General features: G+C 69.3%; 23 protein-coding genes. 10 read left to right on the forward strand and 13 right to left on the reverse strand.

Annotation, left to right across the window (positions count from 1 at the left end):
• Nucleotides 1-74: 74 nt before the first annotated feature.
• The 5 genes from O3X23_RS23815 to dnaA form a co-directional block, all read right to left on the reverse strand.
• The gene (locus tag O3X23_RS23815) at nucleotides 75-737 is read right to left on the reverse strand and encodes a DUF721 domain-containing protein (protein WP_269273533.1); all 663 of its coding nucleotides are present in this window, start codon (nucleotides 735-737) and stop codon (nucleotides 75-77) included.
• On the reverse strand, nucleotides 734-1,867 hold the full coding sequence (gene recF / locus O3X23_RS23820) for a DNA replication/repair protein RecF (RefSeq protein WP_269273534.1): 1,134 nt from the start codon (nucleotides 1,865-1,867) through the stop codon (nucleotides 734-736). Before recF ends, O3X23_RS23815 begins: the two co-directional genes overlap by 4 nt.
• A gap of 28 nt (nucleotides 1,868-1,895) precedes the next feature.
• Nucleotides 1,896-2,774, reverse strand: a complete 879-nt coding sequence (gnd, locus tag O3X23_RS23825; RefSeq protein ID WP_269273535.1) for a phosphogluconate dehydrogenase (NAD(+)-dependent, decarboxylating) — start codon at nucleotides 2,772-2,774, stop codon at nucleotides 1,896-1,898.
• Nucleotides 2,775-2,859: 85 nt separating this feature from the next.
• Complete coding sequence (gene dnaN / locus O3X23_RS23830) at nucleotides 2,860-3,990, reverse strand: DNA polymerase III subunit beta (RefSeq protein ID WP_269273536.1); 1,131 nt, start codon at nucleotides 3,988-3,990, stop codon at nucleotides 2,860-2,862.
• A gap of 842 nt (nucleotides 3,991-4,832) precedes the next feature.
• Nucleotides 4,833-6,578 (reverse strand): chromosomal replication initiator protein DnaA, encoded by a 1,746-nt coding sequence (dnaA, locus tag O3X23_RS23835; RefSeq protein ID WP_269273537.1) that lies wholly within the window; start codon nucleotides 6,576-6,578, stop codon nucleotides 4,833-4,835.
• A gap of 397 nt (nucleotides 6,579-6,975) precedes the next feature.
• Here dnaA and rpmH point away from each other — a divergent pair, with 397 nt between their 5' ends.
• From rpmH to O3X23_RS23880, 9 genes are all read left to right on the forward strand, one after another.
• Complete coding sequence (rpmH, locus tag O3X23_RS23840; RefSeq protein ID WP_138351176.1) at nucleotides 6,976-7,113, forward strand: 50S ribosomal protein L34; 138 nt, start codon at nucleotides 6,976-6,978, stop codon at nucleotides 7,111-7,113.
• 19 nt (nucleotides 7,114-7,132) lie between these two features.
• On the forward strand, nucleotides 7,133-7,504 hold the full coding sequence (gene rnpA / locus O3X23_RS23845; protein WP_269273538.1) for a ribonuclease P protein component: 372 nt from the start codon (nucleotides 7,133-7,135) through the stop codon (nucleotides 7,502-7,504).
• Nucleotides 7,501-7,833 carry a membrane protein insertion efficiency factor YidD gene (gene yidD / locus O3X23_RS23850; RefSeq protein WP_269273539.1) on the forward strand — a complete coding sequence of 111 codons (333 nt, stop codon included), beginning with the start codon at nucleotides 7,501-7,503 and terminating at the stop codon, nucleotides 7,831-7,833. Before rnpA ends, yidD begins: the two co-directional genes overlap by 4 nt.
• A gap of 3 nt (nucleotides 7,834-7,836) precedes the next feature.
• Complete coding sequence (gene yidC, locus O3X23_RS23855; protein ID WP_269273540.1) at nucleotides 7,837-8,976, forward strand: membrane protein insertase YidC; 1,140 nt, start codon at nucleotides 7,837-7,839, stop codon at nucleotides 8,974-8,976.
• Between the two features lie 11 nt (nucleotides 8,977-8,987).
• Nucleotides 8,988-9,521, forward strand: coding sequence for a Jag family protein (locus O3X23_RS23860; RefSeq protein ID WP_443047947.1), 534 nt, complete (start codon nucleotides 8,988-8,990; stop codon nucleotides 9,519-9,521).
• Nucleotides 9,522-9,641: 120 nt separating this feature from the next.
• Nucleotides 9,642-10,388, forward strand: a complete 747-nt coding sequence (rsmG, locus tag O3X23_RS23865; RefSeq protein ID WP_269273542.1) for a 16S rRNA (guanine(527)-N(7))-methyltransferase RsmG — start codon at nucleotides 9,642-9,644, stop codon at nucleotides 10,386-10,388.
• A 233-nt stretch (nucleotides 10,389-10,621) separates the two neighbouring features.
• A complete protein-coding gene (locus O3X23_RS23870; RefSeq protein ID WP_138351170.1) occupies nucleotides 10,622-11,671 on the forward strand; it encodes a ParA family protein in 1,050 nt (349 codons plus the stop codon).
• Nucleotides 11,668-12,762: a ParB/RepB/Spo0J family partition protein gene (locus O3X23_RS23875; protein ID WP_269273543.1), complete on the forward strand. Its 1,095-nt coding sequence runs from the start codon at nucleotides 11,668-11,670 to the stop codon at nucleotides 12,760-12,762. The genes O3X23_RS23870 and O3X23_RS23875 overlap by 4 nt, the downstream gene beginning before the upstream one ends.
• 263 nt (nucleotides 12,763-13,025) lie before the next feature.
• Nucleotides 13,026-13,643 carry a GNAT family N-acetyltransferase gene (locus tag O3X23_RS23880; RefSeq protein ID WP_269273544.1) on the forward strand — a complete coding sequence of 206 codons (618 nt, stop codon included), beginning with the start codon at nucleotides 13,026-13,028 and terminating at the stop codon, nucleotides 13,641-13,643.
• A 99-nt stretch (nucleotides 13,644-13,742) separates the two neighbouring features.
• On the opposite strand, the gene trxA is transcribed toward O3X23_RS23880, so the two are convergent.
• The 7 genes from trxA to O3X23_RS23915 form a co-directional block, all read right to left on the reverse strand.
• On the reverse strand, nucleotides 13,743-14,081 hold the full coding sequence (gene trxA, locus O3X23_RS23885) for a thioredoxin (RefSeq protein WP_269273545.1): 339 nt from the start codon (nucleotides 14,079-14,081) through the stop codon (nucleotides 13,743-13,745).
• Nucleotides 14,082-14,129: 48 nt separating this feature from the next.
• Nucleotides 14,130-15,080 (reverse strand): thioredoxin-disulfide reductase, encoded by a 951-nt coding sequence (gene trxB / locus O3X23_RS23890; protein WP_269273546.1) that lies wholly within the window; start codon nucleotides 15,078-15,080, stop codon nucleotides 14,130-14,132.
• Between the two features lie 101 nt (nucleotides 15,081-15,181).
• Nucleotides 15,182-16,087, reverse strand: coding sequence for a hypothetical protein (locus tag O3X23_RS23895; protein ID WP_269273547.1), 906 nt, complete (start codon nucleotides 16,085-16,087; stop codon nucleotides 15,182-15,184).
• Nucleotides 16,084-16,761 (reverse strand): RNA polymerase sigma factor SigM, encoded by a 678-nt coding sequence (gene sigM / locus O3X23_RS23900; protein WP_269273548.1) that lies wholly within the window; start codon nucleotides 16,759-16,761, stop codon nucleotides 16,084-16,086. Before sigM ends, O3X23_RS23895 begins: the two co-directional genes overlap by 4 nt.
• A 21-nt stretch (nucleotides 16,762-16,782) precedes the next feature.
• Nucleotides 16,783-18,486, reverse strand: coding sequence for a protein kinase family protein (locus O3X23_RS23905; RefSeq protein WP_269273549.1), 1,704 nt, complete (start codon nucleotides 18,484-18,486; stop codon nucleotides 16,783-16,785).
• Nucleotides 18,487-18,610: 124 nt separating this feature from the next.
• Entirely contained in the window at nucleotides 18,611-20,716 is a 2,106-nt protein-coding gene (gene murJ, locus O3X23_RS23910) for a murein biosynthesis integral membrane protein MurJ (protein ID WP_269273550.1), read from the reverse strand.
• Nucleotides 20,717-20,759: 43 nt separating this feature from the next.
• Nucleotides 20,760-23,156, reverse strand: a complete 2,397-nt coding sequence (locus O3X23_RS23915; protein WP_269273551.1) for a DUF6049 family protein — start codon at nucleotides 23,154-23,156, stop codon at nucleotides 20,760-20,762.
• A gap of 145 nt (nucleotides 23,157-23,301) precedes the next feature.
• On the opposite strand from O3X23_RS23915, the gene O3X23_RS23920 reads away from it, so the two are divergent.
• Nucleotides 23,302-24,717 (forward strand): CCA tRNA nucleotidyltransferase, encoded by a 1,416-nt coding sequence (locus tag O3X23_RS23920; RefSeq protein WP_269273552.1) that lies wholly within the window; start codon nucleotides 23,302-23,304, stop codon nucleotides 24,715-24,717.
• A gap of 110 nt (nucleotides 24,718-24,827) precedes the next feature.
• Here the strand turns inward: O3X23_RS23920 and O3X23_RS23925 are convergent, their stop codons facing one another.
• The gene (locus tag O3X23_RS23925) at nucleotides 24,828-25,355 is read right to left on the reverse strand and encodes a proline-rich domain-containing protein (RefSeq protein WP_269273553.1); all 528 of its coding nucleotides are present in this window, start codon (nucleotides 25,353-25,355) and stop codon (nucleotides 24,828-24,830) included.
• Nucleotides 25,356-25,388 lie beyond the last annotated feature (33 nt).

Genomic DNA, 25,388 nt, shown 5'->3' on the forward strand with positions numbered 1-25,388 from the left:
TCACGCAGGCGTCCAGGGCTTCTGGCTGTCAACCCACGATTACGGTGAGCAGGGTCTCAGCAGACGCAGGGTCCTCACCCGTATGTGTCGCCCGGGCCCTTGCTGCCGGGCGCCCGCAGCCGGCCGTACGTACGCGGCGGCCCCATCGGGCCCAGCACCTTGATCAACTTCACCGTGCCGTGCCCCAGATCACTGTTCAGCCGCGCCACCAGCGTCGGAGCCAGCAGCCGCAGCTGCGTCGCCCACGCCGTCGAGTCGCACTGCACCGTCAGGACGCACTCCTCCTCGTCGTACTTGGCAGGCTCGCAGTGCTGCGCCACGTCCTCGCCCACGATCTGCGGCCAGCGGCCCATCACACCGCCCACGGCGGCCGGCGCCTCCCAGCCGCGCTCGGTGATCAGCCGGCTGATCGCGGCGCCCAGCGGCAGCGGATCGCGGCCGTCGGCGCGCGCACCGCTGCGCAGGCCCCCTCTGCGCGCCTGCTTCTTCTGCTGCGTCGCCGCACCCCGCGCCCGCGCCTGCTCCTTGGCCGCGCGCAGCGCGACCCGCGCCAGGTCGACACCGGACAGGCCGTCCCCGGGGCCGGCGGCGTCCTGGCCCTGGGTGCCGGACGCCGCTCCCGGCGCGGGCACCGCCCCCGGCGACCTGGAGGGGGGCACCGCTCCCGAGGCCCCTGATGTCTTGGAGGCGGGCGCCTTTCCCGCGCCCCCACCGCCCGACGGCAGCTGCCCGCTCATGACACACGCTCCGCTGCGCCCTGCTCGACGGCGAACCGCGCCCCTGCCAGCAGATCCGGCACATCGTCCTCCACAGCCGCCGTGACCAGCACCTGCTCGCCCGGCGCCACCAGCTCCGCCAGCCGCCGGCGGCGCTTGGCGTCGAGCTCCGCGAAGACGTCGTCCAGGATCAGCACCGGCTCCCTGCCGTCCGCGCTCAACAGCTCGTACGACGCCAGCCGCAGCGCCAGGGCGTACGACCAGGACTCGCCATGGCTCGCGTACCCCTTCGCCGGCAGCCGGCCCAGGTGCAGCAGCAGGTCGTCACGGTGCGGGCCGACGAGCGTCACCCCGCGCTCGATCTCCTGCTTGCGGGACTCGCCCAGCGCCTCCAGCAGCAACCCCGACAACTCCTCGCGGCCGCTCGCGCCGGCAAGTCGTTCGCCGATCGAACTGCGGTACTCCAGGGCGACGGGACCGCCCCCGGGAGCCAGCTGCTCGTACGCCTTGTCCGCCAGCGGCTGCAGCGCGGCCGTCAGGTCCAGGCGCTGCGCGAGCAGCTCCGCGCCGACGCCCGCCAGATGCTGGTCCCAGACGTCCAGGGTCGACAGGTCGCCGCCCTTGCCGCCGTGCCTGCGGGCCATCGCCGCGCTCTTCAGCAGCGTGTTCCGCTGTTTCAGCACCCGCTCGTAGTCCGACCGGGTACCCGCCAGGCGCGGGGTGCGGGTGGTGAGCAGCTCGTCGAGGAAGCGGCGGCGCTCACCGGGGTCGCCCTTCACCAGGGCGAGGTCCTCGGGAGCGAACAGCACGGACCGCAGGATGCCCAGCACATCGCGCGGCCGGACCTGGTTCGAACGGTTGATCCGGGCCCGGTTCGCCCGGCCCGGGTTGATCTCCAGCTCGATGAGCTGCTGGCGGTCGCCCTGCACCACCTGGGCCCTGACCACCGCGCGCTCCGCCCCCGAGCGCACCAGCGGTGCGTCGGAGGCCACCCGGTGGCTGCCCAGCGTGGCCAGGTACCCGACCGCCTCGACGAGGTTGGTCTTGCCCTGTCCGTTGGGGCCCACGAAAGCGGTGACGCCCGGGTCGAGCGGTACCTCGACCCGGGCGTAGGAGCGGAAGTCGGCTAGCGACAGGTGCGCTACGTGCATGGCTGTGCGCCGGCCTCCCCGGTAATGACTACTTCTTGTTCTCGACCGCGTGGCCGCCGAACTGGTTGCGCAGCGCGGCGATCATCTTCATCTGCGGGGAGTCGTCCTGGCGGGACGCGAAACGGGCGAACAGCGACGCGGTGATCGCCGGCAGCGGCACCGAGTTGTCGATCGCGGCCTCCACCGTCCAGCGGCCCTCGCCGGAGTCCTGCGCGAAGCCGCGCAGCTTCTCCAGGTGCTCGTCGTCGTCCAGCGCGTTGACCGCCAGGTCGAGTAGCCAGGAGCGGATGACGGTGCCCTCCTGCCAGGAGCGGAAGACCTCGCGGACGTCGGTGACCGAGTCCACGGCCTCCAGCAGTTCCCAGCCCTCGGCGTAGGCCTGCATCATCGCGTACTCGATGCCGTTGTGAACCATCTTGGCGAAGTGGCCGGCGCCGATCTTGCCCGCGTGGACCGAGCCGAACTCGCCCTCGGGCTTGAGGGCGTCGAAGACCGGCTGCACCTTGGCGACATCCTCGGCGGAGCCGCCGTACATCAGCGCGTAGCCGTTCTCCAGGCCCCAGACGCCACCGGAGACGCCGCAGTCGACGAAGCCGATGCCCTTGGCCTTCAGCTCCTCGCCGTGCTTCTCGTCATCGGTCCAGCGGGAGTTCCCGCCGTCCACGACGATGTCGCCGGGGGAGAGCAGGCCGCCGAGCTCGTCGATGGTCGACTGGGTGGCCGCACCGGACGGGACCATCACCCACACGACCCGCGGACCCTTGAGGCTGTCCACAAGCTCCTTGAGGCTGTGGACATCGGCGACGTCCGGGTTCCGGTCGTAGCCGATGACGGTGTGGCCCGCGCGGCGGATGCGCTCGCGCATGTTGCCGCCCATCTTGCCGAGACCGATGAGACCGAGCTCCATCACAGATCCTTCGTTCGAAGCGTGCCTGACCTAGACCGAGCCTACGACGGCCCCGCGCGACCGGCTCAGCCGGTGACGCGTCAGGTCAGCCGGAGAGACGCACCGGCATGATCAGGTACTTGTAGGCGTCGTCCGCCTCCGCGTCCACGGCCGGGCGGCCGCTGAGCAGCGCGGGCTTGGTGGACGTGGTGAAGGAGAGCTGGGCGACCGGCGAGTCGATCGCGCTCAGCCCGTCCAGCAGGAACGTCGGGTTGAAGGCGATCGAGATGTCGTCGCCGTCGAGCTTGGAGTCGACGCGCTCCACAGCCTGTGCGTCGTCGCTGGAGCCGGCTTCCAGGGTGAGGACGCCCTGCTCGAAGCTCAGCCGCACCGGGGTGTTCCGCTCGGCGACCAGCGCGACGCGCTTGACCGCCTCCACGAAGGGGGCGGTCTCGATGACGGCGACCGAGGCGAACTCGGTCGGGAAGAGCGTGCGGTACTTCGGCAGGTCGCCTTCGAGCAGCCGGGTGGTGGTGCGGCGCCCGGCGCCCTCGAAGCCGATCAGGCCCTCACCGGAGCCGGAGCCCGCCAGCGCGATGGAGACGGTGTCTCCGCTGGTCAGGGACTTGGCGGTGTCCAGCAGAGTCTTGGCGGGCACCAGGGCGACCGCGGAGATGTCCGCCTGCTCGGGCTTCCACATGAACTCGCGGACCGCGAAGCGGTAGCGGTCGGTGGCGGCGAGGGTGACGGTGTCGCCCTCGATCTCGATCCGCACGCCGGTCAGCACCGGCAGCGTGTCGTCACGGCCGGCGGCGATGGCCACCTGGGCGGCCGCGGCGGCGAAGACCTCACCGGGCACCGTCCCCGAGGCGACCGGCATCGCCGGCAGTGCCGGGTACTCCTCCACAGGCAGGGTGTGGAGTGTGAATCGCGAGCTGCCGCAGACCACGGTGACGCGGGATCCCTCGGTGGAGATCTCCACAGGCCTGTTGGGAAGTGCCCGCGTGATGTCGGCGAGGAGCCGGCCGGAAACGAGGACCGTGCCGTCCTCCTCGACCTCCGCGTCGACCGCGACCCGGGCCGAGACCTCGTAGTCGAAGCCGGAGAGGCTGAGCCTGCCCTCCTCCGCCTTCAGCAGCAGTCCGGCGAGGACCGGTACCGGGGGACGGGCCGGAAGGCTGCGGGCTGCCCAAGCCACTGCCTCGGCGAGTACGTCGCGCTCCACCCGGATCTTCACCGGAACCGCCTCCTGCTTGTTGCTGGCTGTCGGTGAACAGTCTGACAGCCGGCGCAGACAGTCGGTGCTGGTTGAGGTCAAGCCGGGCAGGACGGTGCCGGGCGGCTCCGGCCCGAGTTGTGCACACCCCATGCTTCCAAGCAGGTTCCCAGTTATCTATACGTAGTCGTAGTAATAGGTGTTGTGGATACCGTGGATAAGTGGTTCCTGCGCAGGTCAAGGCCTGTTTTTTATCCACCGAGCCTGTGGGCGGGGCCGGTGCATAACCAACCGCTTCTGTGGACAGCCAGAAGTTGTGCACACCGCGTACACAGGGGACCCCCACTTCTCCCCAGCACCGTCCCCAGAAATACCCGGGTTCTCCCCAGCCCAATCCACCCCCCTGGTGTGACGCGGTTCACTCTCTCCGGGGACAGACGCCGTTTTGTTGCCGAACAGTGGACAAACGTGTGGAGAAGCTGTGCACAACCCTCTCCAGCCTGTGGGCGGGCGGTGGACAACCCTCGGACCGTCCATTGCCCACAATCTTTGTCCACACCCTGTGGACAAAGGTTTCCCACAAATCCACACCCGGCTGACCTCGTCTGATGAGTATGCAGCGGGCCTGCCTGTGGAGGCAGTTGGGACAACTTCCCAGTCCCCAGGGTGTGGACGGCCGTTTCCGGCCCAACCTGTGGAGAAGCCCCGGTCGGGGCCTGGCATTCGAACAAAAAGAAGCGCCCCGGGAGTTCGACTCTCGGGGCGCCACGTGTTTCAACCGCAGGATTCGGTTCTGGATCGGCCCAGAAGCGGCTCCGGAACGGCTCCGGAAGGGCTTAGGAACGGCTCCGGACGAGCCCGGATCAGCTCTTGATGCGGTTCGTCAGCTCGGTCACCTGGTTGTAGATGGACCGCCGTTCGGCCATCAGCGCCCGGATCTTCCGGTCCGCGTGCATCACCGTGGTGTGGTCGCGGCCGCCGAACAGCGCGCCGATCTTCGGCAGCGACAGGTCCGTCAGCTCGCGGCACAGGTACATGGCGATCTGACGGGCGGTGACCAGCACCCGGCTGCGCGAGGATCCGCACAGGTCGTCCACGGCCAGGCCGAAGTACGCCGCGGTCTCCGCCATGATCGCGGGCCCGGTGATGTCCGGCACCGAGTCCTCGCCGCCCGGGATCAGGTCCTTGAGGACGATCTCCGTCAGCTGCAGGTCCACCGGCTGCCGGTTCAGGCTCGCGAACGCGGTGACGCGGATCAGCGCGCCCTCCAGCTCGCGGATGTTCCGCGAGATGCGCGACGCGATGAACTCCAGCACCTCGGGCGGGGCGTTGAGCTGCTCCTGCACCGCCTTCTTGCGCAGGATCGCGATCCTGGTTTCCAGCTCGGGCGGCTGGACGTCCGTGATCAGGCCCCACTCGAAGCGGTTGCGCAGCCGGTCCTCCAGCGTGACCAGCTGCTTGGGCGGCCGGTCGGAGGAGAGCACGATCTGCTTGTTCGCGTTGTGCAGGGTGTTGAAGGTGTGGAAGAACTCCTCCTGCGTCGACTCCTTGCTCGCGAGGAACTGGATGTCGTCGACCAGCAGGATGTCCATCTCGCGGTACCGCTTGCGGAAGGTGTCGCCCTTGCCGTCGCGGATCGAGTTGATGAACTCGTTGGTGAACTCCTCCGAGCTCACGTACCGCACCCGGGTGCCGGGGTAGAGGCTCCGCGCGTAGTGCCCGATGGCGTGCAGCAGGTGGGTCTTGCCGAGCCCGGACTCCCCGTAGATGAAGAGCGGGTTGTAGGCCTTGGCCGGCGCTTCGGCGACCGCCACGGCCGCGGCGTGCGCGAACCGGTTCGACGAACCGATGACGAAGGTGTCGAAGAGGTACTTGGGGTTCAGCCGGGCCGTGGGCTCGTTCGGGGGGCTGCCCTGCCCGCTGCGGCCGGGGGGCGACTGGTCGTGGCGGACCTGGTCGCGGTGGCGGCCCGGGTCGTGCCGGTCGCGCTCCGGCGGCGGGGACCGGTAGTCGTTCTGCGGCGCCGGAGCGTAGGACTCGCGACTCCGGTCCGTCGAGTAGCGGTCCCGTTCGCCCTGGTAGCTGTCGCGCTCCTGGAAACCGCCGAGCCGCGGCTGCTGCCAGGGGTCGTCGGCGGCCGGCCGAGGAGGCCACTCGTCGACGCCGGGGCGCCCGGACTGGTGGTCCGGGTACGCGCGGCGCATACGGGGGCCGTCGTCGTGGGAGGGCCGCTCCGACTGGGGGCGGTCGTAGGACTCGTCGTACTCCCGCCGGTGCTGTCCGTACGGGGACGGCTCCTGGACCGGCTCCTGCGGGGCCGGCGGGGGGCCGTCCTGGTCGCCGCCGGACGCGACGGCGATGGCGATGCCCACGGGGTGCCCGAACTCACGGCTGAGGACTTCGGTGATCAGTGGCAGCAGGCGCCCCTCGAGGACGCTCTTGGCGAACTCGTTCGGGGCGGACAGCACCGCGGTGCCCGCGACGAGGGCGAGCGGCTGGGTGCGCTTGAGCCACTCCGCGTCCTTGGGCTTGAGGTCCTCGCTCTCCGCCAGGATCTTCTGGAGTACGCGTGGCCACACTGCGGCAAGATCGGCAGATACGTCAGCCACAGTGCACGCTCTCTCAGTCGCTGGTGGTGCCGAGGAATCCCACGAAGGTGTGGTTCTTGGGACGGGCGGGAAGGATGTCGGGTCGGGTGTGCGGTAGATGCCCGAGTTCGGCCACGGTAGTCAGCGCAGGCCCAGTGGTTCAAGTCGTTGTCCACAGCCTGTGCACAAACGGCGCCCCAGGTGACCCCGGTTTGACCGGATGGGTCAACCGCACGTACCGTATCGAGGTCGAGTTGTCGATGGCTGCTGCCGCCTGCCTACCGATGGGCGAGGATCAACCGGGACCCCCTGGAAGATCGTCAAGCGGTGCACCTAAATGGTCCGCGAGTTTTTCGTGGGCGCACGGTGACAGCCAGGCGACGTCCCGCCTTCACCCGATTTTCCCTGGAGCCCCCGAGTGAGCAAGCGCACCTTCCAGCCGAACAACCGCCGCCGCGCCAAGACCCACGGCTTCCGTCTGCGTATGCGTACGCGTGCGGGCCGCGCCATCCTGGCGACGCGCCGTGTTAAGGGCCGCGCCCGCCTGTCCGCCTGATCGCAACAGGTCACATGCCGTGCTGCCCACCGAGAATCGGCTGAGGCGGCGCCAGGACTTCGCGGCAGCGGTACGCCGAGGACGCCGAGCGGGTCGCCCGCTTCTGGTTGTCCATCTGCAAGCAGAGACCATGGACCCGCACGTGCCGGGGGGGATCACTCCCCCGGCACGTGCGGGTTTCGTCGTGAGCAAAGCGGTCGGCGGAGCCGTGCAGCGCAACCTCGTGAAGCGCAGGCTGCGGCACTTGATACGCGAGCGGCTGGCCCTGCTGCCCCCCGGTAGCCTGGTAGTCGTACGAGCGCTGCCCGGAGCGGGTGGTGCTGACCATGCACAGCTGGCCCGCGACCTGGACGCCGCCCTGCAGCGGCTGCTGGGAGGGGTTGCGCGATGAAGTACCCACTGCTGGCACTGATCAAGGTGTACCAGTGGACCATCAGCCCGTTGCTGGGACCGGTCTGCCGGTACTACCCCTCGTGCTCGCACTACGGGTACAAGGCCATCGACGTCCACGGAGCGGTCAAGGGATCGGCACTGACCGCCTGGCGCATCCTGCGGTGCAATCCGTGGTCGCCCGGCGGCGTCGACCATGTTCCGCCACGTAAACGACCCCCGTGGCACGATCGGCTGCGCACTATGTTGCGCGACAGCAAGGGCGGTCCCTCCGCCGTCGCTGAGACCAGCCCGGCCGCAGAGACCTCGCCCCATGCTCAAGGAGCCTGATTAGTGGACACGATCTCGAATCTGTTCAGTTTTATCACCACACCGGTCTCCTGGATCATCGTCCAGTTCCACTCGGTGTACGGGAAGATCTTCGGCGCCGACAGTGGCTGGGCCTGGGGCCTGTCCATCGTGTCGCTCGTGGTCCTGATCCGGATCTGTCTGATCCCGCTGTTCGTGAAGCAGATCAAGTCGACCCGCAACATGCAGGCGCTCCAGCCGAAGATGAAGGCGATCCAGGAGCGCTACAAGAGCGACAAGCAGCGACAGTCCGAAGAGATGATGAAGCTGTACAAGGAGACGGGTACCAACCCGCTCTCCTCGTGCCTGCCGATCATCGCCCAGTCGCCGTTCTTCTTCGCCCTGTACCGCGTGCTGAGCAGCATCGCCAGCGGCGACACGATCGGTTCGATCAACCAGCCGCTCCTGGACAGCGCCAAGAAGGCGCACATCTTCGGCGCTCCGCTGGCGTCCAAGTTCACCGATAGCGCCGACAAGGCCGCGGCGCTCGGTGCCTCCATCACGGACGTCCGGGTCGTCACCGCGATCATGATCGTCATGATGTCGGCGTCGCAGTTCTACACGCAGCGCCAGCTGATGACGAAGAACGTCGACATGACGGTGAAGACGCCGTTCATGCAGCAGCAGAAGATGCTGATGTACATCTTCCCCGTCATGTTCGCCGTGATGGGCGTCAACTTCCCGGTCGGTGTCCTCGTCTACTGGCTGACCACCAACCTGTGGACCATGGGCCAGCAGATGTTCGTCATCCGCCGGAACCCGACGCCGGGCAGCCTGGCCTTCACGCAGCGCCAGGACCGGCTGCGGGCCAAGGGCAAGCTGGTGGAGCCGCCCGAGGAGATCGCGGCCAAGGAGGCCGTCGAGGTCGCCCGGGCCAACCGCCAGCAGCCGAAGCGGCAGACCAAGGCGCGCCGTACGACGGCCGCCGGCACCGCGCAGGGCTCCGGGTCCGGATCGTCGGCCACGGCCGCTTCGGACAAGACGGCAGACAAGCCGAGCCTGACGAAGAAGGAACCCGGGGATGCCCAGCCGTCCGGCGGCTCCGGCACGTCCGGCTCCCCCAGAACGTCCAAGGGCGGACAGCGCAAGGGTCAGCAGCGCCCCAAGCACCCGTCCAAGAAGTAGTGCAGAACCTGATGAGGAGCCCATCCGTGACGGAAGGCAACAGCACCACTGTGACCGACGGCGGCTCCGCCGATCGCCTGTCCCGCCTTGAGCAGGAAGGCGAGGTCGCCGCCGACTACCTGGAGGGTCTGCTCGACATCGCGGACCTCGACGGGGACATCGACATGGATGTCGAGGGCGAGCGAGCTGCTGTCTCGATCGTCGGCGAATCCTCCAGCCGCGACCTGAACAAGCTGGTCGGGCGGGACGGCGAGGTGCTCGAGGCACTGCAGGAGCTGACCCGTCTCGCGGTGCACCGGGAGACCGGCGACCGCAGTCGGCTGATGCTGGACATCGGTGGCTTCCGGGCCCGTAAGCGGACCGAGCTGGCGCTGCTGGGCGCCAAGGCGGCGGACGAGGCGAAGGGCACCGGGCAGCCGGTCAAGCTCGACCCGATGACGCCGTTCGAGCGCAAGGTCGTGCATGACGCGGTCGCGGCCGCCGGGCTGCGCAGTGAGTCCGAGGGCGAGGAGCCCGAGCGCCGGGTGGTCGTGCTCCCGGTCTGACCGGGCCGAGCACGGCCCAGTACGGCTCAGTCGGCCCCGTCTGCTCGCGGACGGGGCCGATCCTTGTAAGCCTGGAGTCGCCGGTGTGCGGCAACGGGATCGACGGAAAGGACAGTCCTCGTGACGGAGGCAGCGGCGGAGGCGGCGGCGGAACTTCCCGCACCGCCCGAGCAGGCGCAGGCAGTGTTCGGCGAGCGTTTCGCCGATGCGGTCCGCTATGCGGAGCTGCTGGCCGACGCGGGGGTGCGCCGGGGTCTGATCGGTCCTCGTGAGGTGCCCCGGCTGTGGGAGCGGCATCTGCTGAACTGCGCGGTGCTGTCCGAGGTGATCCCTCGGGACATGACGGTGTGCGACGTGGGCTCCGGCGCCGGGCTGCCGGGCATCCCGCTGGCGCTGGCCCGGCCGGATCTGCACATCACCCTGCTGGAGCCGCTGCTGCGACGGACCACGTTCCTGGACGAGGTCGTCAAGCTGCTGTCGCTGTCCAACGTCACCGTGGTGCGGGGACGTGCCGAGGAGATGGTGGGCAAGCTCCCGGCGGTGGACGTGGTGACCGCCCGTGCGGTGGCTCCGCTGGAGCGGTTGGCCGGCTGGGGTCTCCCGCTGCTGCGGCCGCACGGCGAGATGGCCGTCCTGAAGGGGGACACGGCCGAGGAGGAGCTGAAGGCGGCGCGGGCCGCGCTCGGCCGGCTCGGGGCGGTGGAGACCTTTGTGGTGCAGGTGGGGGACGGCGTGGTGGATCCGCTGTCGACGGTGGTGCGGGTCGTGGTCGGGGAGAGCCCCGGCGGGGTGCGGGCGGCTACCCGCAGGGCGAAGGCGGCGCGGGCGAGCCGTGCCGCGAAGAACCCCGGCCGGCGTCGTCACTGAGGCGCGTTCTACTCCATACAAACGGCCAAAACGACATAATTCGGAGTGTCTCCGGGATAACGGGCATATCGCTGTGCATCGTGTTCCACGTGAAACGTCGCTCCCTGCTCCCAGGAGTCCTGAGTCGCGGTCGTGCCGCGGCTGAGGCGCGCGCCAAGAAGCCCCCAAAGTCGGCCCATGAGGTGGATTCATCCACAGGCAGCCGGGCCTCGCTGGTTCACGACCCCGAAAGCATGGCAGGCTCTGTGCATTGCGAGCCTGTAGTCGAGGAGAGTGAATCCTTGCGGTCCGACGCCAACATCGCGGGACCGATGACCGATCCGGTCCCCGGTCCCCGTTCGGAATCATTCGGGGGTGATGTTTCACGTGAAACATTGCCCCCGATGGACGACACCCCCATCGGTCGCGCCGCCCAGCTGGCGGTCGAAGCGCTCGGTCGGGCCGGCGAGGGCCTCCCTCGGCCGGCTCAGACCCGCGTGATGGTGGTGGCCAATCAGAAGGGCGGGGTCGGGAAGACCACGACCACGGTCAATCTCGCTGCCTCGCTCGCCCTGCACGGTGCGCGCGTGCTGGTCATCGACCTCGATCCCCAGGGCAACGCCTCCACGGCGCTGGGCATCGACCACCATGCCGATGTGCCGTCGATCTATGACGTCCTGGTGGAGAGCCGACCGCTCTCCGAGGTCGTCCAGCCGGTCCTCGATGTCGAGGGTCTGTTCTGCGCTCCGGCCACGATCGACCTCGCCGGTGCGGAGATCGAGCTGGTCTCCCTGGTGGCACGGGAGAGCCGGCTGCAGAGGGCCATCGAGGCCTACGAGCAGCCGCTGGACTACGTCCTCATCGACTGCCCGCCCTCGCTCGGCCTACTCACCGTCAACGCGCTGGTGGCCGGCGCCGAGGTGGTCATCCCGATCCAGTGCGAGTATTACGCGCTGGAAGGCTTGGGACAGCTGTTGAAGAACGTGGATCTGGTCCGCGCTCATCTCAACCCCAAGCTGCATGTATCAACCATCCTGTTGACCATGTACGACGGCCGGACCCGGCTCGCCGCCCAGGTCGCAGACGAGGTGCGTACCCACTTCGGCAAGGAAGTGCTGCGCACGAGCATCCCCCGCTCGGTCCGGATCTCGGAGGCACCCAGCTACGGCCAGACCGTGCTGACCTACGACCCGGGCTCCAGCGGGGCCCTGTCCTACCTCGAAGCGGCGCGTGAGATGGCCTTGCGTGGCGCCGAGGGCACCAATGAGCATGATCAGCACAGCATGTCGGAGGGGATCCAGTGAGTGATCGACGCAGAGGGCTCGGCCGTGGTCTAGGCGCGCTGATCCCGGCGGCACCGTCATCGGCGACTACATCGCCGTCGGCGGTACCGCTCCTGACAGCGGACCGGAGCCTGCTGGCGGCCACCAAGGTCGCCGGTCTGGTCCCCCGGGCCCAGGATGCTCCGCCGGTGGTGGACATCCCAGTTTCACGTGAAACGGAACCGGATCCGCCCGCAGCCGAGGCGCCCGCAGCGCCGAGCGCGTACTTCGCCGAGCTGCCGATCGACTCGATCACGCCGAACTCGCGTCAGCCCCGCGAGGTGTTCGATGAGGACGCGCTCAACGAGCTCATCACTTCCATCAAGGAGGTGGGCCTGCTCCAGCCTGTCGTCGTACGGCAGGCAGGGCCCGAGCGCTACGAGCTCATCATGGGCGAGCGCCGGTGGCGGGCCTGCCGGGAAGCCGGTCTGGCGAACATCCCGGCGATCGTCCGGGCCACCGAGGACGAGAAGCTTCTCCTGGACGCGCTCCTGGAGAACCTGCACCGCGCCCAGCTGAACCCGCTGGAGGAGGCGGCGGCCTATGACCAGTTGCTGCGCGACTTCTCCTGCACGCACGAGCAGCTGGCCGACCGCATCGGCCGTTCCCGCTCGCAGGTCTCCAACACGCTGCGCCTGCTGAAGCTCTCGGCGCCTGTGCAGCGACGCGTGGCGGCCGGGGTGATCTCCTTCGGGCACGCTCGCGCGCTGCTCTCCCTGGAGGACGGGGAGGATCAGGATCTGCTGGCGCACCGCATCGTGGCCGAGGGGTTGTCGGTGCGGGCGGTGGAAGAGATCGTGACCCTGATGAACGCGGAGCCGAAGAGCGCGAAGAAGGCCGCCGGCCCGCGGGCCGGTCGGCGGGTCTCGCCGGCGCTGACCAACCTCGCGACGCGGCTGTCGGACCGGTTCGACACCCGGGTCAAGGTCGACCTGGGGCAGAAGCGCGGAAAGATCGTGGTGGAGTTCGCCTCGATAGAGGATCTGGAGCGAATCCTGGGGACGATGGCCCCCGGTGAAGGCAAGGTCCTGGAGAGCCGGCTCGACGAGGAACCCGACGACGACGTCGAGTGAGTCCGGAGCTTGAGGGAGCGGGTGGTGTTCCGACCGGAACACCACCCGCTCTTTGCTTGTCCTCCATGTCCAGGAACTGGGGGCGAGACTACGATGCAAAGAAGTAGGGAGCCTCTCTGGGGAGGGAAGCCCATGCGTGCGGCGAAAGTCGGACTGGAGCACGAGCGTCACATGGCCGCTCTCGTGGCCGCGGGACTGGGCTTGGGGGCGGTGGGGGGATTCGTGGGCAGTTTGGTTCGCGACAGAAATGAGGGCCTGGCCATATGGGGCGTCGGCTCGTTCCGCTCACGTTGGACAACCTCTCGGATCTCCCCAAGCGCTGCAGATCGTGCGTCTTCTGGGAACTCGATCCGGTAAGCGGTGAGGCCGCCGTCCAGGCGGGCAAGCCGGAGCTGGAAAAAGAGGCGTGGATCTCCGCAGTCCTGCTGGAGTGGGGTTCGTGCGGCCGGGTGGTCTACGTCGACGACGTCCCGGCCGGCTTCGTTCTCTACGCGCCACCGGCGTACGTCCCGCGCTCGATGGCTTTCCCCACCAGCCCGGTGTCACCGGACGCCGTGCAGCTGATGACCGCCAGGATCATGCCCGGGTACCAGGGGCAGGGCATCGGGCGGGTTCTGGTGCAGACCGTCGCCAAAGATCTGGTGCGGCGCGGAGTCAAGGCGATCGAGGCGTTCGGCGACGCAAAGTGGGCCGAGCCGGGATGCGTCCTGCCCGCCGACCACCTCCTGGCGGTGGGTTTCAAGACGGTACGCGCCCATCCGCGCTATCCCCGGCTGCGGCTGGAACTGCGATCGACGATCTCCTGGAAGGAAGACGTCGAGATGGCGATCGACCGACTGCTGGGAGCAGTGCAGAAGGAGCCGATTCTCAGGCCGCTGTGAGGCGCCTCGGCACCCCGGAACGCCAACGGGCCCGCTCCTTCGAGGAGCGGGCCCGTTCCACGTGGAACAGCGAACGGCGGAACGCCGCACGGCGTCGTCTCAGACGGTGTCGCCGATGAAGTCCGCGAGGTCGCGCTTGATGGCGGCCTTCGGCTTGGCGCCCACGATGGTCTTCACGACCTCGCCGCCCTTGTAGACGTTGAGCGTCGGGATCGACATCACGCCGTACTTGGCGGCGGTGACCGGGTTCTCGTCGATGTTGAGCTTCACGATGGTGATGTCATCGGCGTGCTCCTCGGCGATCGCCTCCAGGGAGGGGGCGATCTGCCGGCACGGGCCGCACCACTCGGCCCAGAAGTCGACCAGCACGGGCTTGTCGCTGGCGAGGACCTCCTCGGCGAAGGTCGCGTCGGTCACAATCTTGGTCTTGCCGGCCACGGCAGTCTCCTCAGGCTTGATACGTGTGGGGGAGAGGGTCTTTGACGGTCAGGCGGTCTTCTCGGCGTCCGCGAGGGCGGCGAGGAAGCGTTCGGCGTCCAGCGCGGCCGAGCAGCCGGTGCCGGCTGCCGTGATCGCCTGACGGTAGGTGTGGTCCACGACGTCACCGGCGGCGAAGACACCGGAGACGTTCGTCCGCGTGCTGGGCGCGTCGACGGTGAGGTACCCCTCGCCGTCCAGCTCCAGGACGCCCTTGAACAGCTCGGTGCGCGGGTCGTGGCCGATGGCGATGAACAGCCCGGTGACGGGCAGCTCCGAGGTCTCACCGGTCTTGGTGCTGCGCAGCGTCAGGCCGCTCAGCTTGTTCTCGCCGTGGATCTCGGCGACTTCGCTGTCCCACACGAACGAGATCTTCGGGTCGGCGAAGGCACGCTCCTGCATGGCCTTCGAAGCACGCAGGCTGTCGCGACGGTGGACGATCGCCACGGACTTGGCGAAGCGGGAGAGGAAGGTCGCTTCCTCGATCGCCGTGTCGCCGCCGCCGATGACGGCGATGTCCTGGTCCTTGAAGAAGAAGCCGTCACAGGTGGCGCACCAGGAGACCCCGCGGCCGGAGAGCTGGTCCTCGTTGGGGAGGTTCAGCTTGCGGTGCTGGGAGCCCGTGGTGACGATGACTGCCTTAGCCCGGTGGACGGTGCCTTCGGTGTCGGTAACGGTCTTGATGTCACCGCTGAGGTCGACCGCGACGATGTCGTCCGGGACGAGCTCGGCACCGAAGCGCTCCGCCTGAGCACGCATGTTGTCCATGAGGTCCGGGCCCAGGATGCCCTCACGGAAGCCCGGGAAGTTCTCCACCTCGGTGGTGTTCATCAGCGCACCGCCTGCGGTGACCGATCCCTCGAAGACCAGCGGCTTCAGGGCGGCACGCGCTGTGTACAGCGCGGCTGTGTAGCCCGCAGGCCCGGATCCGATGATGATCACGTTACGGACGTCGCTCACGGGTGTCTTCCTCGTCTCTACCGACTACTGCGGGGCCCTGGCGGGACTCTCGTCCTGCCTAACGGATCCTAAGGGTCCAGCATTCCCGCACCAGTACGCCGTCAGCGCGCGTACGTGTCCTGGCGGAGCACCCGGCCCGGCTCGGTGGTGCAGGCGGCGTCCACGACATACAGGTCGACGTGCGCCGGATCACCGGCGCGGGGAAGGACCACCAAGTACGCGTCGGTGCCCTCGTAGGCTTCGTGCGCGGAGGCGAGCGGCTGCTCGGAGCGGTGGACGGCGTTCCGCACACACGGCGGCAGCGGGACGGAGTGGGTGCGCAGCGGCATGAGGGCGGGGGTGTCGGAGCCGAGCGCCGGGGACTGCGGCTGGGCGCCCGAGGCGGTGAGGGGTGTCCCCAGGAGTTCCCGGACACGCGTCTGCAGGTCGCCGGCGGCCGCGGTGTCCCTCTTCGCCTCGGCCGAGTCTCCCGGCTGCTGTGCGGCGCCCTGGGTGGCCGTGCTCTTCTGGGCGGCGGCGTCGTGCTGGGTCGAGCTCGTGTCGAGGGAGTGCAGCAGGATGCCGCCGAAGCCGAGGACCGCGACCGTGGAGGCCGTGACGACCAGTGTCCTGGTCCAGCGGCGGCGGGCGTGGCCGCGGCCGGGTCCTGTCGGGGCCGGAGCGTGGCCGCTGGGGCGATCAGCGGTGGGAGGCTGAGTTTCCCGGGCCGCCGACGCGCCGGATGTTCCACGTGGAACATCGGCGGGCGCCGTCGAGTCGAGCAGCGCTTCGGCGGCGAGTGCGGCATCGATGCGGCCGGCGATGTCCGCGGGCATGCGCGGAGGGCCGGGAAGCGTCCCCAGCAGGTTGCGGATCTCGTCCAGCGACGTGCGCACGTCGGCGCAGAGCTCGCAGCTGTCGAGATGGCCGCGTACGTCCGCGGAGCGGCCTGGTGGAAGGAGGCCTTCGGCCAGGTCCGAGATCTCTGAGACCTCGGGGTGTGCGTCCATCCCCGTCGTCGAAGTCACTGGTGGCCACCTCCGCCCTTTTCCGTTGCCGTCTCTGGGACGGATGTCCCCTCCGTCCGGTTCCTTCCCCGGCTGGGGTCCGCGTTACTCCCCTGGTCGGCGCGCAGATGAGTGAGGAGTGGGAGGAGCCGTGCACGGCCGCGAGCGCATCTGCTCTTGACGGTGCCGGTCGGCACATCGAGTACGGCGGCGGCTTCGGCGACCGGGTAGCCCTGCATGTCCACCAGGACAAGGGCGGCGCGCTGCTCCGGAGGCAGAGTGGCCAGTGCCGTGACCAGTTCGCGGTGGAGTTCGCCGCGCTCAGCGGGGGCGGCGGCGGACTCGTGCGGTTCGAGGAGCGTCTCGAAGCGGTCCTCGTCGACGACGGGGGAGGTACGGCGGGAAGCGGTCTTGCGCGCCCGGTCGAGGCACGCGTTCACGGTGATCCGGTGCAGCCAGGTCGTGACTGCGGACTGGCCCCGGAAGGTGTGGGCGGCACGGAAGGCGGACACCAGAGCGTCCTGGACGGCGTCGGCGGCTTCCTCGCGGTCCCCCAGGGTGCGCAGAGCGACCGCCCACAGGCGGTCGCGGTGGCGGCGGACGATCTCCCCGAAAGCGTCGGGGTCTCCCGCGACGTGCCGGGCGAGGAGCTCGGCGTCGCCCGCCTCCTCCCCCGGCCTGCTGCCTTCGTCCACAAGCGCCTCCCCGTTCGCCGCTCAGCTGGTGCCGAGGACCTTTATCTCCTTGATGCCGCCACGGAAGCCGCCGCCCGACTCGGGCGGCAGGTCGGTGATGTGGATCAGAACGTAGCGCGTCTCCACCGGTACGGGGACGGTCACCCGCACAGTGCTTCCCGCCTTGGACGCCGGGGAGATCCGTTGCGGGAAGGCCGACAGGGCGGTGGGCTGGGAGGCGTCCGGTGCCGCGGCCAGCACCTCCACGGTCTGTCCTGGCGCCCACATCGTGACGTCGACGCCGGTGACCTTCCGACGGCTGCCCAGGTCGACGATGATGCCACTGCCCTGGATGCGGTTGGAGAGATTGCCGAAGTTCGACTGGCCCTTGTAGTTGCTGGTGATCCAGGCGGTGTCGGTCCTGCCGTCGATGGCGAGCGGGACCTTGTCGGGCCAGGTCGGCTTGTCCAGGGGCGAGAACTCACCGGCCGAGGAGATGGCCAGCGGCGTGCCGGGAGCGGTGCTGGTGGGATCCTGGCCCGCTCGCTGGGAGGTACCGGAGTCCTCCTTGCTCTGTGCCTCACGGCCCATGAGCGTCTCGGCGAGCTGCCAGCTGCCCAGACCGAGCGCGACGATCAGCAGCGCGGATACGGCCCACTTCAGTGCCTTGCCGGTGCGGCCGGGAAGGGCCGGCGGCGGAGCGGGAGGCGCGGGGGCCGGCCGGGGCGTGGCGGGCGCCTGGCGGTAGGGGCCCTGCTGGTACGTGGTGCGCTGGTACGGCGAGATGTCGGGCTCGGGGGGCCGGATCCGGGGGAGGCCGGCGACCGCTCGGGCCAGCTCCTCCGGAGTGGTGCAGGGGGTTTCCTCACGGGAGGCGGTGGCGCCCTCGTTGACGAGTGCGCGCATCGCGATCTCGGACAGCCCGCGGTGGACCCCGGCACGTACCTGGTCGGGCGCGACGAGCCCGACGTCCTTGGGGAGCCCGGTGAGGCCGTACACGTTCTCCTCGTACGGCCAGCGCCGGGTGAGCGAGGCGTACAGCAGCGCGCCGATCGCCTGGGTGTCCTCGCGCTGCGGTCGCTCGGACTTCAGGCCGCGCAGGGCGGCGGTGACGGCCAGTCCGCGGATGCGGTACTGCCCGGAGCCGGTGCGCAGTACGGAGCCGGGGCTGAGCCGCAGGTGAGCCAGCCCCTCGCGGTGAGCGGCAGCCATGGCCTGGGAGACCTGGCTGACCATCTGGTAGGCGTCGTGGGGCTCCAGCGGTCCGGCGGTCAGGCTGTCGCTGAGCGCGGTCGCGTCGGGGAGCCATTCGTGGATGACATAGACGAGTTCGTTCTCCTCGACCGCGTCGAGGACCTGGACGAACCGGGGATCGCCCAGGAGAGCGGCCGAGCGGGCGGCGGCGAGCACCTGGCGTGCTCTGGGGTGGTCGGCGGGCAGGAGGTGGATGCCGACGGCACGCCGCAGCTTCTCGTCGACCGCCCTCCAGCTGCTGAAGCCGTCGAGACGGGTGACGCACTCCTCCAACTGGTAGCGGCGGGCGAGCGTGTGTCCGCTGTGGAGTTCCGGCGGCTCGCTCTTGCCCTGGTGCTCTTCCGCTGCCTCGTCCTGTGGTTCGTCCCGCGCGTCCTGGGGGTTGTCCTGATCCGTTGTCTCGTCGGGTGTGGCCCCGTCCTGCTGGACGGCGGGCGGCGGTTCGCCGCCCTCGTTGGCCACTCCGACGGCAGCCGTACTCCGATCCGCCACCGTCGTTCCTGCCTCCCCATCCGTTGCGCGATACCTCTGCAGAGCCAAGGCCAATTGTGCCCACAGTCCAGCTCTATGCACGACACACGGCGGGAGCCGAAGGTTGCCCGCCGCGTTCTTTCGATCAGCGGCCGAGTCTGCCGCGCACCATTCCGACCATCGCGGTCATTTCCTCGATCCTCATGCGCTTGGCGGCGATGTAGAAGACGCCGATCAGCAGCGCGCCGCCGATGACCAGGGAGACCAGCGAGCCGGACGCCCCGCTGCCCAGGGTCCGGGTGATGCCGTAGACGGCGACTCCGGCGGCCAGGGCGGCCGGGACGCAGGCGCCGGTGAGGCGCGCGTACGTCCGGGTGATGCGCTTGCCGTCGAGATCGCCGCCGAGCCGGGTGCGCAGCCGCCTGACGGCGACTCCTACGCCGACCGCGTAGGCCAGTCCGTACGAGAACGCCATACCGACGACGGCCCAGCGGGAGGGAAGCACGACGAAGCAGACCGCGGACGCGGCGGCGTTGACCGCGGCGACGATCACCGTGTTGTAGAAGGGGGTGCGCGTGTCCTCGAAGGCGTAGAAGCCACGCAGCACGACGTACTGGACCGAGAACGGGATCAGTCCGATCCCGAACGCCATCAGGATGAATCCGATGTTGCGCGCCGAGTCCGTTCCGGTGCCGGCGTACAGCAGGCTGCACATCGGGACGCCGAGGGCGAGGAAGGCGAACGCGGCCGGGACGATGGCCACGGCCGACGTGCGCAGCCCGTAGGAGATGTCGTCGCGGACCGCGGGTGCGTCCCCGTCGTGGGCGGCGCGGGAGATCCGGGGCAGCACGGCGGCCATGACGGAGACCGTGATGATCGCCTGCGGCATCTGCCAGATCAGCAGCGCGTTGTTGTACGCGGTGATGCCGGTGCCCTGGAAGCCGAGCTTGTCGGCCTCGGAGCCGGCCCAGGTGGCGAGCTGGGTGACGACGATGAGACCGGCCTGGTTGGCGAGGACGAAGAAGAACGTCCACTTGGCCAGCTTCGCGGCGTGGCCGAGTCCGTGGCCGCGCCAGTCGAAGCGCAGCCGGAACTTGAAGCCCGCCTCGCGCAGGTAGGGCAGCATCGCGATGGACTGCACGGCCAGGCCGAGCAGGGTGCCGATGCCGAGCAGCTGGATGCCCTCGGGGGAGATCGTGGTGGCGTCCATGTTGGTGGTGCCGTAGGAGCCGTAGACCCAGATGAACATGCCGAAGGTGAAGATGACGACGATGTTGTTGAGGACCGGGGTCCACATCATCGCGCCGAACTTGCCGCGGGCGTTGAGGATCTGGCCCATCACGACGTGCACGCCCATGAAGAAGATCGTGGGCAGGCAGTAGCGGGCGAAGGTCACCGCGACGTCGAAGGTGGCCGGGTTGTCCGCGATCTTCGTGGACATCATGCGGACCAGCAGCGGGGCCGCGATCACGGTGAGCGCGACGATGCCGCCGAGGATGACCATGACGAGGGTCAGCAGCCGGTTCGCGAAGGCCGTCCCGCCGTCCTCGTCGTCCTTCATCGCGCGGACGAGCAGGGGGACGAAGACGGAGTTGAGGCCGCCGCCGACGGTGAGGATGTAGATCATCGTGGGCAGCACCATCGCCACCGCGTAGGAGTCGCCGAGGGTGGCGACACCGATCGCCGCGGCGATCACCAGGGTGCGGACGAAGCCGGTCAGGCGGGACACCAGCGTGCCGGCCGCCATCAGCGCGCTGGACTTCAGGATGCTGCTGCCACGGCCGCCGGAGCGGGGCGCGGGCACCGGAGCCCCCTGCTGCTCCGGCGCGGGCGCGACGGGCGGCCCGGCGGGCGCGAGGGGCTCCGCGGCCGGCTGCTGGTCCCGGTACAGGTGCGCGAACGCGTCGTACGGGGGCGGTTCCTCGGCCGCATGGGTCACCAGGTCGTCCACCCCGACGTACTGCGTGGTGGCGTCGTCGCCGTACGGCATCTGGTACTGCTGCTGCGGGGGCCACTGCTGCCCGTAGGGCGGGGGCTGCGGCGGAGGATGCGCGGCGCGGTCGTAGAGGGCCTCGTCCACGGGGTCCTGCGCGGTCGGATCCTGCTGCTGGTACGGATCGTAGGCGTAGGTGTTCTGCAGATAGGGATCCGGCGGGACCTGGTGGTGGCCAGGGGGTGGCGGCGGTACCTGTGCGCGCGGATCTCCGGCCGGAGTCTCCCGGTCGCGGTCACCGTCGTACGGCGCGTTCATCTGCCCCACCTTATTGATTGTCCGCTGTCGGGACCCGGCCTGGCTATCGGTCCACCTTCTCACTCGGCGGGGACGGCTCCGTGCTTTCGGGTGCGGTGTCCGGGGCCGGGTCACCCGGCTGCCCGGCTTCGGCCCCGTGCGCACCGCCGCCCTCTTCCGCGCCGTCCGCGCCACCCTCACCGTTCGCGCCATCGGGGGCGTCGTCGCCGTCACCGGCGGCGTCGGGGCCGTCGTCCCCGCCGTCTCCGTCGGCATCGTCGTCGGCTCCGGCGGCCGCTTTGCGCTTGCGCTGGTTGTACATCTTCACGCCGGCCAGGGCGAGGAGCAGCAGGCCGCCGGCGATCACCAGCATCACGGTGTCGGTGATCGAGGTGACCTTGACGTTGAAGGACATCGGATCGCCGTACTTGACGCCGTCCGGGGTGTAGAGCTGGGCGGTCACCTGGGCCAGGCCGTTCGCACCGGCCTTGGTGGGGAACTTCAGCGAGCGGGTGTGGCCGCCCTCGACGGTGACCGGCTGGGGGTCGCCGACGTCCAGTCGGATCTGTGCGCTGGAGGTGAGCCGCAGTTCCAGGCCGGTGACGGCCTGCCCGAGTTCGTTCTTCACGGTGACCGGGATCGTGGCACTGCGCCCGGACAGGGTCAGATTGGTCTTGTCCAGGATGTGCACCGCGCCCATGAGGTCGGTGAGATAGGAACCGATCGAGTCACGGAACAGCAAGGCGCCGCCGGGATCGCCGCGCCAGGCGTTGGACATCGAGCGCAGGACCGCGGCGGTGAAGGGGACGGTGACCCGGTCCTTGCGGCTGAGGATCACCGTGAACCCGTTGAGCTGGCCCTGCGTCCGCTGGATGTCCTGGAACGCGCTGGTGTTGATCTCCTGCTTGCGCAGGTAGTCGGGGTAGGCCGATGTCCCCGGCACCTTCTGGTTGGCGAGCGGGTCGGCGGTGGCCCTGGTTGCCGCGTCGAAGCTGATCGTCTGCGCCCAGGGGCTGTGGCCGACCGCGGTGATGCCCCGGGCCATCTCCTGGGCCTGGGACGCGGTGGGCATGCGCTGGGGGGCGACGACGATGCTGCGCTGCTTGGTCGGCGCCTGCATGGTGATCATCAGGGTCTGGGAGAGGAACTCCTGGACGGCGAGGGCGGACGCCGAGGCGCCCGTCATGTCGCCCTGGAACGCCTTGGAGAGGACGGCGTCGCTGACTACCGCCGTGGTGCCGCCGCTGATCGGCCGGGCGGACGTCGGGGTGTAGTCGAGCGAGCCGGTCTCGCCGAAGCTGTCGCTGCGCGCGATGACCTTGTCGGCGCCGCCGGCGGTGGCGACGTCCACGATCGACGGATCGACGGCGCCGTCGGCCGGCCAGGCCACATTGGCGATCGGATCGAGACCGAGGATCGTGTCGACGGTCCTGACACCCAGATCGGTGGCCGTCTTGAGGTGGCCGAGGGTCGCGGGGACGTCCTTGCCGTGATGGGCGATCGAGGCGATGTCGGTGTCGCCGAAAGGCAGTGCGACCACCTCATGGCCCGCGGTCGCGGACTTCAGGTCGTTGAGCCACTGCTTGGCGTTCTCGGTGCCCGTGCCGGGCGTCGTGTGCGCGATGTCACCGTTCGGACCCAGCACCCGGTAGCTACGGGTCATGAAGTCGACGGTGGCGAGCAGGTCGGGATCGACGACCCAGGTGATGGGGAGGGTCTTGCCCAGCTCCACGAGCTCCTGCAGCCGGCCGCCGGGGGCGAGATCCGCCGCGAGGTCGTCGTCGAGGAAGATCGGGCTCTGCTGGTCGTCGGTGTCGCTGCGCACGGCCAGGTGCGGCCGGTCGGTCAGCGGCCACAGGAAGGTGAACTGCGTCGGCTTGGCCTCGGCCTTCGCGTACCAGGGGAGGAACGTCCGCTGGATCCCCAGGATGTGGTTGTACGCCTCCTCGGGGGTCTGGCCGTTGAGGGTGACCCCCAGCTGGTAGACGCCGTCAGCACCCAGCTCCAGGGCGCTCACGGGCACCTTCAGGGAGAAGGGGCTGCTCGTGCCGGACGGGATGTCCGCCAGTTTGGCCGTGTGCTCGGTGATCAGGCTGCCGTCGTCACCGGTGGACCCGGTGCGGGCGGCAGCGGAGCTGATCGCACTGCGGCTCGTCAGCGGGCTGCTGGAAGAGAGCCGCAGTCCGGCCTCGGCATGGGTGATCGTGCCCCGGCCGGTGTTCGTGACGGTGCCCTCTACGGTGATCGTGCCGTCCTTGGCCGGAGTGAGGGGGTCCAGGGACTCCACGGAGACCTGGGCGGTCCGTGATCCGGTACCGGGCGCCGCGGCACTGGCGGCGGGTGCGGTGTGCACCTGCAGCAGGCCCGCGAAGAGGGACGCCCCGGCGATCAGCGCGGCCGCGCGGCGTAGCCGCCGCGGACGAGCCGTGGGTGTACCGGATGACTGTGCCGCCTCGCCCACTCGTTTGCCCGTCCTGTCGTCAATCGGATGTGCGTCCTGGCATGTTAACGATCGAGCGAGAGGCAAAGTGCTGCGGACTGCTCCATGCGGCGCTGCGGCATAACGAGGAGGCCGGGAGGCCCGCGGCCACGTACCCTTTTGCGTTGTGCCGAATGCCAACAATGACCCCCAGACCCAGCAGGCCCCTCACACGGTCGCGCCGGTCGCCGAAGACCTCGGCCGGCGCTTCCAGGAAGCCGGCTTCAAGCTCGCCCTCGTCGGCGGCTCGGTGCGTGACACCCTGCTCGGCAGGCTCGGCAACGACCTGGACTTCACGACCGACGCCCGCCCGGAACAGGTGCTGAAGATCATTCGCCCCTGGGCGGAGGCGGTGTGGGAGGTCGGTATCGCCTTCGGCACCGTCGGGTGCAGGAAGGACGGCTTCCAGGTCGAAGTCACCACCTACCGGTCGGAGGCCTACGACCGGACCTCCCGCAAGCCCGAGGTCTCCTACGGCGACACCATCGAGGAGGATCTGGTCCGCCGGGACTTCACGGTCAACGCGATGGCTGTCGCGCTGCCTGGAAGCGTCTTCGTCGACCCGTACGGCGGCCTGGACGACCTGGCCGCACGGCTGCTGCGCACTCCCGGCACACCGGAGGACTCCTTCTCCGACGACCCGCTGCGGATGATGCGCGCGGCGCGTTTCGCGGCGCAGCTCGACTTCGAGGTCGCTCCCGAGGTCGTCGCCGCCATGACGGCGATGGCGGACCGTATCGAGATCGTCTCGGCGGAGCGGGTCCGGGACGAGCTGAACAAGCTCATCCTCTCGGACAACCCGCGCAAGGGCCTGCGGCTGCTGGTCGACACCGGGCTCGCCGAGCGCGTGCTGCCGGAGCTCTCGGCGCTGCGCCTGGAGCGCGATGAGCACCACCGGCACAAGGACGTCTACGAGCACTCGCTGACCGTCCTGGAGCAGGCCATCGACCTGGAGCAGGACGGTCCCGACCTGGTCCTGCGGCTGGCCGCGCTGCTGCACGACATCGGCAAGCCGCGGACCCGGCGCTTCGAGTCGGACGGCCGGGTCTCCTTCCACCACCACGAGGTGGTGGGCGCGAAGATGACCAAGGCCAGGATGGCCAAGCTCAAGTACCCCAACGACATGATCAAGGACGTCTCGCGCCTCGTCGAGCTGCACCTGCGGTTCCACGGGTACGGCACCGGTGAGTGGACGGACTCCGCCGTCCGGCGCTACGTACGGGACGCGGGCCCGCTGCTGGACCGGCTGCACAAGCTCACCCGGTCCGACTGCACGACGCGGAACAAGCGCAAGGCTGCGGCGCTCTCCCGTACGTACGACGGGCTGGAGGAGCGAATCGGAGAGCTCCAGGAACGGGAGGAGCTCGATTCGATCCGCCCGGACCTCGACGGCAACCAGATCATGCAGATCCTGGATGTCCGCCCCGGCCCGGTGATCGGCAAGGCTTACCAGTTCCTGCTGGAGCTGCGGCTGGAGAACGGCCCGATGTCCGAGGAGGACGCGACCGCCGCTCTGAAGGCGTGGTGGGCGGCACAGGGCTGACCGTGCGGTAGCCGCGATGTTCCACGTGGAACATCGCGGTGCCGAAACGACACCAGGGGCGATGTTCCACGTGGAACATCGCCCCTGGGTACGTGAGAGGGGTCGGCGGACTACTTGTCCGTCAGGCAGAGCAGGAAGTTCTTGCCCTTGCCGGTCTCGGTGTAGGCGTACCGGAAGTCCTTGGCCGCGGCCGTGCACTTCGTGTCGGCTTCCGTCTTGCTGAACTCGCCACTGATCTTGGCCAGGACCTTGTACTGCGCCTTGGAGTCCGTGCAGGCGACGACTTCCAGGTCGGGGTTGCTGTTGCTGGAGCTCCCGCGGTGCATGCAGTCGCCCACCGCGGCCGTGTCGGCGTCGTCCTGGCTGGATATGTAGCTGCCGACGATGCCGGCGAGGACGACGACGGCGCCCACGACGATCAGGACGACCTTGCCCTTCGAGCGGCGCGGCGGGGCCGGCGGCGGGAAGGAGCCGGGCGGGGGGAACGCGCCAGGCGGCGGGTAGGCGCCGCCCTGCTGCCCGAAGGGGTTGCCACCCTGCGGAGGCTGCTGGCCGTACGGGTTGCCGCCCTGGGGAGGCTGCGGCTGCCCGTAAGGGTTGCCGCCCTGCTGGCCCGGCGGTGGCGGTGGAGTGGTCATGGGTGTCCCCCGATTGGGATGTATGAGCGAGGT

This window comes from Streptomyces sp. H39-S7 (assembly GCF_027158205.1).
Classification (GTDB): Bacteria; Actinomycetota; Actinomycetes; order Streptomycetales; family Streptomycetaceae; genus Actinacidiphila.

Bases quoted from the DNA above. Each gene is read 5' to 3' on its own strand.
- O3X23_RS23860 (WP_443047947.1), top strand. From the start codon at position 8,988: ATGAGGAGCCCATCCGTGACGGAAGGCAACAGCACCACTGTGACCGAC.
- O3X23_RS23815 (WP_269273533.1), bottom strand. From the start codon at position 737: ATGAGCGGGCAGCTGCCGTCGGGCGGTGGGGGCGCGGGAAAGGCGCCC.
- O3X23_RS23925 (WP_269273553.1), bottom strand. From the start codon at position 25,355: ATGACCACTCCACCGCCACCGCCGGGCCAGCAGGGCGGCAACCCTTAC.
- gnd (WP_269273535.1), bottom strand. From the start codon at position 2,774: ATGGAGCTCGGTCTCATCGGTCTCGGCAAGATGGGCGGCAACATGCGC.
- yidD (WP_269273539.1), top strand. From the start codon at position 7,501: ATGAAGTACCCACTGCTGGCACTGATCAAGGTGTACCAGTGGACCATC.
- O3X23_RS23880 (WP_269273544.1), top strand. From the start codon at position 13,026: ATGGGGCGTCGGCTCGTTCCGCTCACGTTGGACAACCTCTCGGATCTC.
- recF (WP_269273534.1), bottom strand. From the start codon at position 1,867: ATGCACGTAGCGCACCTGTCGCTAGCCGACTTCCGCTCCTACGCCCGG.
- O3X23_RS23870 (WP_138351170.1), top strand. From the start codon at position 10,622: ATGGCAGGCTCTGTGCATTGCGAGCCTGTAGTCGAGGAGAGTGAATCC.
- murJ (WP_269273550.1), bottom strand. From the start codon at position 20,716: ATGAACGCGCCGTACGACGGTGACCGCGACCGGGAGACTCCGGCCGGA.